7 protein-coding genes and 1 pseudogene are annotated in these 9,281 nt (G+C 69.5%); 7 read left to right on the top strand and 1 reads right to left on the bottom strand.

All coding sequences use genetic code 11. From position 1 onward, the window contains the following. Window positions 1-391 (top strand): annotated as a pseudogene (locus tag NA4_RS35760) (L-aspartate oxidase); the annotation flags it as partial. A gap of 59 nt (window positions 392-450) precedes the next feature. Further along, entirely contained in the window at window positions 451-1,311 is an 861-nt protein-coding gene (nadC, locus tag NA4_RS35755; RefSeq protein ID WP_067480086.1) for a carboxylating nicotinate-nucleotide diphosphorylase, read from the top strand. A gap of 106 nt (window positions 1,312-1,417) precedes the next feature. Here the strand turns inward: nadC and NA4_RS35750 are convergent, their stop codons facing one another. Then, entirely contained in the window at window positions 1,418-2,749 is a 1,332-nt protein-coding gene (locus NA4_RS35750) for a winged helix DNA-binding domain-containing protein (RefSeq protein WP_245671749.1), read from the bottom strand. Window positions 2,750-3,008: 259 nt separating this feature from the next. Between NA4_RS35750 and NA4_RS35745 the strand changes: the two genes are divergently transcribed. From NA4_RS35745 to NA4_RS35725, 5 genes are all read left to right on the top strand, one after another. Then, window positions 3,009-3,716, top strand: coding sequence for a ubiquinone/menaquinone biosynthesis methyltransferase (locus tag NA4_RS35745; RefSeq protein ID WP_067480084.1), 708 nt, complete (start codon window positions 3,009-3,011; stop codon window positions 3,714-3,716). A gap of 93 nt (window positions 3,717-3,809) precedes the next feature. Further along, on the top strand, window positions 3,810-5,090 hold the full coding sequence (locus NA4_RS35740; RefSeq protein WP_067480082.1) for an RNA-guided endonuclease InsQ/TnpB family protein: 1,281 nt from the start codon (window positions 3,810-3,812) through the stop codon (window positions 5,088-5,090). Window positions 5,091-5,285: 195 nt separating this feature from the next. Next, a complete protein-coding gene (locus NA4_RS35735) occupies window positions 5,286-6,152 on the top strand; it encodes an arylamine N-acetyltransferase family protein (protein ID WP_067480088.1) in 867 nt (288 codons plus the stop codon). A 174-nt stretch (window positions 6,153-6,326) separates the two neighbouring features. Next, window positions 6,327-8,078, top strand: a complete 1,752-nt coding sequence (locus NA4_RS35730; RefSeq protein ID WP_067480080.1) for a penicillin-binding transpeptidase domain-containing protein — start codon at window positions 6,327-6,329, stop codon at window positions 8,076-8,078. Between the two features lie 99 nt (window positions 8,079-8,177). Continuing rightward, window positions 8,178-9,281, top strand: a 1,104-nt coding sequence (locus NA4_RS35725) for a serine/threonine-protein kinase (protein WP_218022509.1), incomplete at its 3' end; no start/stop codon positions are given.

Genomic DNA, 9,281 nt, shown 5'->3' with positions numbered 1-9,281 from the left:
GGCCGAGCGGCTCGGCGAGCGGGCGGGCGTCGCCGAGATCCCGGTTCGCCACCGCGAGCATGCCGATCGCGACATCGTGCAGCGTTTGATGACCACGCACGCCTCGGTGGTCCGCGACGGCGCCGGTCTGGCCGGAGCGCTCAAACAGCTCGACGACGTGGTCTCCCGGCGCGACACGCTCACCGGCTCCGCACACGCGGTCACCGGGATCGAGGACGCCGCGCTCACCCTGGCGGCGCGCACCCTGCTGCTGGCCGCCCTCGCCCGCACCGAAAGCCGTGGCTGTCACACCCGTTCCGACCACCCGGAGCTCGTGGACGGACTCCGCCGCGGCCTCCCGGTCCGGTTGAACGACGACGGCGCCCCCGAATACTTAGCACCCATTTCTTGAACACAGCCGTCGAGCAGGGAAATCCATCGTGTCCCGCTCGGCGAGAGAGGAGCGCTCCGATGGCGCTGGACGCCGGTCTGGATCGTGACGAGGTACTGCGGATCATCCGCGCGGCGCTGGACGAGGATCTGCGCTACGGCCCGGATGTCACCACGGTGGCCACCGTGCCCGCGGACGCGGTCGTGAAGGCGTCGGTGGTGTCGCGGCAGCCGGGGACCGTCGCCGGGCTCGACGCCGGGCTGCTCGTGCTCGACGAGGTGATCGGCGCGGGCGAGTACGAGGTCACCGACCGCGTGGCCGACGGAACCAGGGTGACGCCGAACCAGTCCGTGCTGACCGTCCTCGCGCCGACCCGCGGCCTGCTCACCGCGGAGCGCACCATGCTCAACCTGGTCTGCCATCTCTCCGGCATCGCCACGGCGACAGCGGCATGGGTCGACGCGGTCGCGGGCACCCGGTGCCGCATCCGGGACAGCCGCAAGACGCTGCCCGGACTGCGCGCGCTGCAGAAGTACGCCGTCCGCGTCGGCGGCGGCGTCAATCACCGCATGGGCCTCGGCGACGCCGCGCTGATCAAGGACAACCACGTGGTCGCCGCGGGCTCGGTGGTCGAGGCGCTGCGCGCGGTCCGCGCCGCCGCGCCCGGCATCCCCTGCGAGGTCGAGGTCGACAGCCTCGAGCAGCTCGACGCCGTGCTCGCCGAGAACGTGGAACTCGTCCTGCTGGACAACTTCCCGCTCTGGCAGACCCAGGCCGCCGTGCAACGCCGCAACGCCACGGCACCGCGAACCAAGCTGGAATCCTCCGGCGGCCTGAGCCTCGATGTCGCCGCCGACTACGCCCGCACCGGCGTCGACTACCTCGCCGTCGGCGCCCTCACCCACTCCGTCCACGTCCTCGACCTCGGCTTGGACATGTAGGCAGGCTGTCCAGGTCATCCGCGCAGGTGCCTCGAGGCTTGCCACGCCCGCGCCGTCCGCGTGGTGCGACGGACTCGGTAGCGAAGGGCGGCAAGTTCGGCGGGGATCAGGCGGTGAGTTCGCGCTCCAGCGGTGTCCGGAACCGCGGAACGGCGCGCACCTCGCCGAACCAGTCCGTGATCCGCTGCGATTCGACGGCGATCAGCGATTCCGCGTCCGCGCCGACGTCGTCCAGCAGGCGGTAGACGATCTCGCCGTCCTTGCGCTGCGCCCAGCCGCCGACGATGCGCCCGTCCCACCAGACCGTCGGGCCGATATTGCCGTTCCGGTCGAACAGGCTCGGTCCATGCGAGCCGAGAAACCAGTCCCGCGCCTGCCAACCCATCGGGGTGGGGTCGAGCGCGGGCAGCAGCGCCGCCCATGGCTCCGGTGCGACGACGGGCTCGAGATCGTCGGCGAGCAGCACGCCGGTGACGCCCGCCAGATCGACTTCGACCAGGTCGAGCGCACCGAGCGCGGCGCGGACCTCGCCGAGTGTCCAACCGGTCCACCACTTGATATCGGATACCGGCGCGGGTCCGAAGGCGCGCAACCAGCGCCGGATCAGCTCGACGCGGGCCTCGGCGGCCGGCACCGCCGCCACACCCTCCGGCAACCACGACTCGATCGGCGCCCAGGTGTACTGGCTGCTGGCCCAGCTGCCGTTCGGCCTGCCGCGCACGATGCGGCCCTCGCAGCCCAGCGTCACCAGCACCCAGGTGGTGATGTTCGTCGGCTTCGAATAGGCCTTGTCCGGGGCGGTGTTCACCTGGGTGCGCAGCCGCGGGACGTCCTTGCTCAGCTGTGCGCCGGTCGCCGATCCCCGTTCCAGCAGCGCCTTGTGCGTCTCGGCTTCCACCTCGGCGAGCCAGCCTTGCGCGTCGCCGTCGCCGACGCCGGCCTGCGCGAGGTATTTGCCGTACGTGCGACGCTGCTTGTGCGCCAGCACATCCGCGCACGACGCCTGCAGGATCGGGACCAGTTCCACCGGCGCGACGAACATGGTGCGGCGCATCGCCAGCATACGCAGCAGGGACCGGTCCTCGTAGAGCGCCTGCTCGACATCCGCCGGGGTGCGGCCGTGGCCCCGCGCCGCGACCGAAAGGAAGACGGTGGCCGGATCGGTCGCGTGCAACGCCACCAGAGACCGGGCGATCTCGGCGACTCCACCGGACCGTTCCGGCGTCGCGAGCCGGTGCCGCACCGCCAACCGAGCGCGCCGCTGGGCGGCATCAATCGAACGCATAGGCGAATCGTAGCGTTCGCCGAGCCGCGGCAGGCCGGTCGGATCGATCGTCCCTGGACCTCGCCGCAGGATGTGCGCGCGGCCGAGCATCGGACGGCTGCCGATGTCCTCGAGCAGTGCGTGTAGATCGTCGGCCGTGCAGTCGGGCAGCACCGGTTCGGTGGTGATCGGTTGGGCGACCGCGGCGCTCGGGCACGTCGATCGTTCGCCGACCGGTGACCAGTGTCACAGTGGTCTGCGCCCGTCGCAAAAGACTTGCGGCGCAAAGTGTTCCGCTTCTTCGGCGACCGCTCCCGCTATTGCGGCGCGCGGTCCTCCCGCGCCAGTTGCGACCCGGCTCTGATCGGCGTGGCGCTCACCGTACCGTCGTGGGTGAGCGGCGTGGGATGTACCGACCAGAGAGGTCCCAGAGATGACAAGTGACCGACTAGCTCACGGCAAAGGCGCCGAAGTACACGGGATCTTCGAGAAGATCGCCGGATACTACGATCGGATGAACGCCGTTATGACGCTCGGCCGCCATGCCCGATGGTGCCGCGAAGTGGCCGGGCGTGTCGCACCGCCCGCGGGTGGGCAGCTCTTGGACATCGCCACGGGGACAGGTGTGATCGCGTTGGCGGCGGCACGGAGGTATCCCACGGTCACCGTGACAGGTGTCGACTTCTCGGAAGAGATGCTGGCGCATGCGAAGACCAAGCCAGGGGCGGACGCGGTTCGATGGCGTCATGCGGACGCGGGCAGTTTGCCGTTCGAGGACGAGTCCTTCGACGCGATCACGGAAGGCTATCTCCTCCGCAACGTCGAAGACCCGGCCGGAGTGCTCCGCGAACAGCACCGAGTTCTCAAGCCGGGCGGCCGGATTGTCATACTCGAAACCTGCCCTCCGAGTGGCCCGGTGAAGCCGGTCGTGGAGTGGGGAATGCGCACCGTCGTTCCGCTGCTGGGGCAGGTAGTGGCTCGTGACCGGTCGTCCTACACCTATCTCGAATCGAGCACGCTCGCCTTCGATTCACCGCAACAGGTCGCCGATGTGCTGCGCGGGCTCGGTTTTCAGGACGTCGGGTGGAGCAAGAGATTCTTCGGCACCAACGTCATCCTGTGGGCCACCAAGCCGCGATGATGAGGCTATGTGCCGAGCCGATTCACCGCGTACCCCCAGTTGTCGTCTGTGTGTTCGATCCAAGGTAGGGTCCGGAGGATGGCGAGGGGGTGTGTGCGTCACAGGCAGGGGGTGCGTTTCGAGCTCGCTCCCGACCCGGAACAGGCCGTCATGATGGGGCGCCATGCCGGGTTGTCGCGCGTGGTGGAGAATTTCTGCCTCGAGACGGTGATCAAGAAGTGGGCGCAGCGCAAGGCCGAGAAGTCCTACGGTGTTACCGGTGAGCAGTTGACCGAGGTTCCCTGGACCGCGCCCGCGCTGGAAAAGGAATGGCGTGCAGCACATCCTGTGTTGTTTCCGTGGTTCGGCGAGAACAAGTTGTCCTCGCGGGTGCCCAAGGAGGCGTGTCGGGCACGGGCAGCCGGATTCGCGAACTATGTGAAATCCAAGACCGGTAAACGCAAAGGCCCGCGGGTGGGGTTTCCGGCGTGGCGCAAACGTAAGGACGGCGGCCGGTTCCGCTACGACGCCGACCGCGCAAAACCGGTCGGTGTCGGTTCGGTGTGGTTGCCCGGGATCGGGAAGGTGGCCACCCGTGAGGACATGTCCTGGCTCACCGGCCGCCTGGGTGATGGCCGTGCACGGATTCTCGGGGCCACGGTGCGCGAGCGAGCGGGACGGTGGTGGGTCGCGTTCCAGCTCGAGGTCGACCGCGCCGACGTCAACACTCGCCACCACGTACCCGAGGGCGCCCAGAACTGCGGGATTGATCTGGGGCTGAAGACCTTCGCCGTGATCGCCAACGAGGACGGCACCAGCGAGGAGATCCACGCACCGAAGCCTCTGGCGGCGGCGCAGCGGGCGTTGGCGCGGGCCAACCGGAAACTCGCCCGCTGTCGCAAGGAGTCGAGCAACTGGGGCAAATCGCGGGTGCGGGTGGGGCGGTTGCATCTGCGGGTGGTGGATCGGCGCAGGGATTTCCTGCACAAGACCACGACGAGGCTGGCGAGAACCAAGTCGGCCATCGCGGTGGAAACGCTGCATGTCAAGGGCTTGGTCGCCAACCGCCGGTTGGCTCGTGCCGTTGGTGATGCCGGGTTCGGGGAGTTCGTGCGGTTACTGGAGTACAAGGCGGCCTGGTATGGGTCACGGGTGTGGAAGGCCGACCGCTGGTACCCGTCGTCGAAGACCTGCGGCGCCTGCCGCCGAATCAACCGTGGGTTGGTCTTGGGCGACCGGACCTGGCAGTGTCCGGGCTGTGGTGTGGCCCACGACCGCGACCACAACGCTGCCGGGAACCTCCTCGCTGCGATGCAAACTGATCTGGAAACTGACAATGCTGTCCTCGCCGGGAAGTTCCCCGGAGAGGTGAAACGCCTCGCCGAGACCGCGTAAGACCAACGGTTCCTCCGGAACCGGGCAGCAGTCGATGACGCAGGAAGAATCCCGCACCAACAAACGCTGAGATTCACGCAACGGCTGGAGCCAGGGCGGTGTGCCCACGGCACGCGGCGCGCAGCCCGCAGGGAACATGATCGCGGCCCGCAGCGGTTGATCACGCAGAGAGACCGACAGCGAAGTGAGGACATGATGACGAAGCCGACCGACCCGGCCTACCACTGGAACGGCGCCGATCTGGACCTGGACGCCTACCTGGCCCGGATCGGCTTCGACGGCGAGCGCGCCCCCACCGTGGCGGCGCTGCACGAGCTGGTGCGGGCGCACACCACCGCGATCCCGTTCGAGAACCTGGAGATCATCCTCGGCCGCTCGATCGAGCTGGACGTCGCGACGTTGCAGGACAAGCTCGTCGAGCGCCGCCGCGGCGGGTACTGCTACGAGAACGTCGGACTGTTCGCCGCGGCGCTGGAACGGCTCGGGTTCGGTGTCACCGGTCTCAGCGGCCGGGTCAGCATGGGCGCGGGCGCTGGGCTGCGGCCTGCCACCCACGCCCTGCTGCGTGTGACGACCTCCGATGACGACCGGATCTGGCTCTGCGATGTCGGTTTCGGCGCGGGTCCGCTCGTGCCCTTCGAGTTGTCCACGGAGACCGGCGAATTCACCGCAGGCGACTGGAAGTTCCGGCTGGAACGCACGCTCGGCGAGCTGGATTCCGACTTGTGGGTGCTGCACCAATTCGGCCGGGATGGCTGGGTCGACCGGTACAGTTTCACCCTGAACCCGCAGTACCGCATCGACTATGTCGTCGGCAATCATTTCGTGTCGACTTCCCCGCGTTCCCCATTCACCACGCGGCCGTACGCGCAGCGCTTCCACCCGGACGTGCACCACGTGCTGGACGGAACCACACTCGTCACCGAGCATCCCGACGGAACGAGCGACACACGGGAGTTGGAACGGGGCGAGCTGCCCAAGATCCTCGCCGAGGTGTTCGACATCGACCTGGCCGAAGCCGACGCCGCCGCGTTGGTCGAAGCGCCGTGGTCTCGCGACTGACGCCGCGCCCTGATCGGCGCCGTTGAACGTATTCCGTGCCGGGTCGGGTGACGGCTGAGGCAGCCGTATGCAGGCGTTGCGGGACGTGGTCCGGCTGTAGCCCGCGCCGGCCGAGTCGAGCCCGAGGCCAGCGCCTACCCTGTCGGCGCGTTCCGGCCCGTTAGTGTCGGAGGGGTGCGTACCAACCGGAACCCTCTCGTCCTGTTCGCCGCACCAGTGCTCGTGCTCGCCGCCTGCTCGTCCGGACCGGACCAGCCCGACACCGTTGCCGGGCAGTTCGCCGAAGCGCTCAACCGCGACGACATCGCCGCGGCCGCCGCGCTCACCGACAACCCGGCCGCGGCGTCCGACACGCTCGCCGGGCTCTACGACGGGCTCGGCAAGGATGTGCGCTTCGAGGTCGGCTCAGCCGATGACAACGGCTTCGCGCTGGCCGTGACCTGGAAGCTGGGCGAGGGCGGCAAGACCGAGTGGACCTACACGACCAACGGCACCGCGAGCGACGGCGGTGCCGGGTGGAAGGTGAAGTGGGATCCCGCCACCCTCGCCCCCGGGCTGGCTTCGGGGCCGCTGAGCTACAGCCGGGTCTATCCGAAACCGGCCCGCGTTCTGGATTCCGCCGGTGGCGAGTTGATGACCGAGCAGGTCGTCACGCTGGTGAATATCGCCCCTGGCTCCGACCTCGCGGCCGTCGCGGGCCTGCTCGGTCCGCTCGCGTCCGGCCTCACCACGCAGTCGCTGCAGGCGGAACTGGTCCAGGCGCAAGGAAAGCCGGTCACCGCGATCACCCTGCGCGAGACGGATATCGCCCCGATCAGGGATCGGCTCGCCGCGCTGCCCGGTGTCACCCTCGCGCCGCAGACCCGGCTGCTGGCCAGCGACAAGTCGCTGGCCGCACCAACTCTGTCCGGGCTCGCCGAGTTGTGGCAGGAATCCGCCGACGCGAACGCGGGATGGGCGGTGCGCGCCCAGACGCCGGAGGGCACCCAGCGCGTGGCCGGCAAAGACCCGGCGCCCACCGCCGACATCGTGACCACTCTCGACCCTGGCCTGCAGCGCGCGGCGGAGGCGGCGCTCGCGCCGGTCGCGCAACCCGCCGCGATCGTCGCCCTGCGACCCTCGACCGGCGACGTGGTCGCGATCGCGCAGAACGCCGCCGCCGACGCGCAGGGCCCGATCGCCCTGACCGGCCTGTACCCGCCCGGTTCGACGTTCAAGACGGTCACCGTCTCCGCCGCGCTGCAGGCGGGCACGGTCACACCCGATACCCAGGTGGCCTGCCCCGGCACCGCGAACATCGAGGGCCGCCGCATCCCCAACGACAACAATTTCGATCTGGGCACGGTGCCGCTGCACACCGCTTTCGCGCGTTCCTGCAACACGACGATGGGCGCGCTCGGGGTGAAACTGCCCGCCGACGCCCTGACGAAAGCGGCGGCACAGCTCGGCCTTGGCATCGACTACGTCACACCGGGCCTGACCACTGTCACCGGAAAAGTGCCACCGGCCGACACTTCCGCCTTGCGGGTGGAATCGGCGATCGGTCAAGGGCAGGTGACCGCCTCGCCGTTCGGCATGGCACTGGTCGCCGCCTCGATCGCGCGCGGTGCGGTGCCGGCGCCCACCCTCGTCGCGGGGCGGCCCGGCACCCCGGACCGGACGCCGGCCGCGCTGCCGCCGTCCGTCGACGACCAGCTGAAATCCATGATGCGCGAGACGGTCACCGGCGGCACCGCGACGCAGCTGCGTGACATTCCCGGACTGCTCGGCAAGACCGGCACCGCGGAGTACATCGACGACACCCACGCGCACGGTTGGTTCGTCGGCATCGACGGTGACCTGGCATTCGCGGCCTTCGTCAGTGACGCGGGGAGTTCGGCTCCCGCGGTGGAAGCCGCGGGCCGGATGTTGCGCGCGGCGCGATAGTCCGTTCCGGGCGATTTGGGGCCGGAACATGGCCCGGCTGACGCGTGCGAGTATTCCGGCGCCCGCTACACTCATCCCGGACCGCGTGAAGTTATCAATATGCGGGATGTCACGATTTCGAGAAGGTTCGGAGTAGGCGCCATCGATACCGGTCAGTTGATCGCGGAGCATTACCGCCTGGTCGAGCGGATTGGTAGCGGCGGCACGGGCGTGGTCTGGCGTGCCGTCGACGAACGCCTCCAGCGCTCCGTGGCCGTCAAGCAGATCCACATCCAGCCGAGCCTGCCCGAGGCCGAACGGGACGTGGTGCGTCAGCGCGCCATCCGGGAGGCCCGCAACGCCGCCCGCTTCCAGCATCCGAACGCGATCGTCGTGTTCGACATCACCGAGCACGAGGGCGATCCCTGCCTGGTGATGGAGTACCTGAAGTCCAAGAGCCTCGCCGCGGTGATCTCCGCGCAGGGCACGCTGCCGCTGACCCAGGTCGCGCGGATCGGCGAGCAGGTCGCCTCCGCGCTGATCGCCGCGCATCAGGCCGGCATCGTGCACCGCGACGTGAAGCCGGGCAACATCCTGCTCGACGACCACGGCACGGTGAAGATCACCGACTTCGGCATCTCCCGCGCGACCGGCGACGTCACGCTCACCGAAACCGGACTGATCTGCGGCACCGCCGCCTATCTGGCGCCGGAGATGGCCCGCGGCGCCGATCCGACGCCCGCATCCGACGTGTTCGCGCTGGGCGCCACGCTGTTTCACGCGCTGGAAGGCGAACCGCCCTACGGCGGGGGCTCCAACCCGCTCGCGGTGCTCTACGCCGCCGCCAACGGTCAGGTGAGCGAGCCGCGCAACGCTGGTCCCGCAACGGATTTCCTGCTCGACCTGCTCAGCCCGGAACCGGCCGAACGCCCGAGCATGCGGGTGGCGCGCCAGCAGCTCGCCGCGTTCGCCGACGCCGGTCCGGCGCCGGTGGCCGCCGGATTCGTTCCGGCCAGTGAGGCTTTCGCCCGGCCGAGAACGGGCGATTCGGAAGCGGCCACCCGCGCGCTGCGGCCGTCGGCGATGTCCTCGGCGCCCTACACGCCGGCCGAACGGCGTCCGCGTCCGGTACCGTCGCGCCCTTCCGTGCAGCACGACACCGCGGCACATCCCCCCACCATGGCGCAGCCGCGCCCGCTGCCTGAGCGGCGGCCGGGCGGCAAG

The sequence above is a fragment of the Nocardia amamiensis NBRC 102102 genome (assembly GCF_001612745.1).
GTDB classification, from domain to species: domain Bacteria; phylum Actinomycetota; class Actinomycetes; order Mycobacteriales; family Mycobacteriaceae; genus Nocardia; species Nocardia amamiensis.
The sequence above is the reverse complement of the archived record's forward strand: the minus strand, read 5'-3'. Positions and strand labels throughout refer to the sequence as shown.

What these genes read in the sequence shown, in the direction of transcription:
- nadC (WP_067480086.1), top strand. Translation starts at nt 451, where the DNA reads ATGGCGCTGGACGCCGGTCTGGATCGTGACGAGGTACTGCGGATCATC.
- NA4_RS35745 (WP_067480084.1), top strand. Translation starts at nt 3,009, where the DNA reads ATGACAAGTGACCGACTAGCTCACGGCAAAGGCGCCGAAGTACACGGG.
- NA4_RS35735 (WP_067480088.1), top strand. Translation starts at nt 5,286, where the DNA reads ATGACGAAGCCGACCGACCCGGCCTACCACTGGAACGGCGCCGATCTG.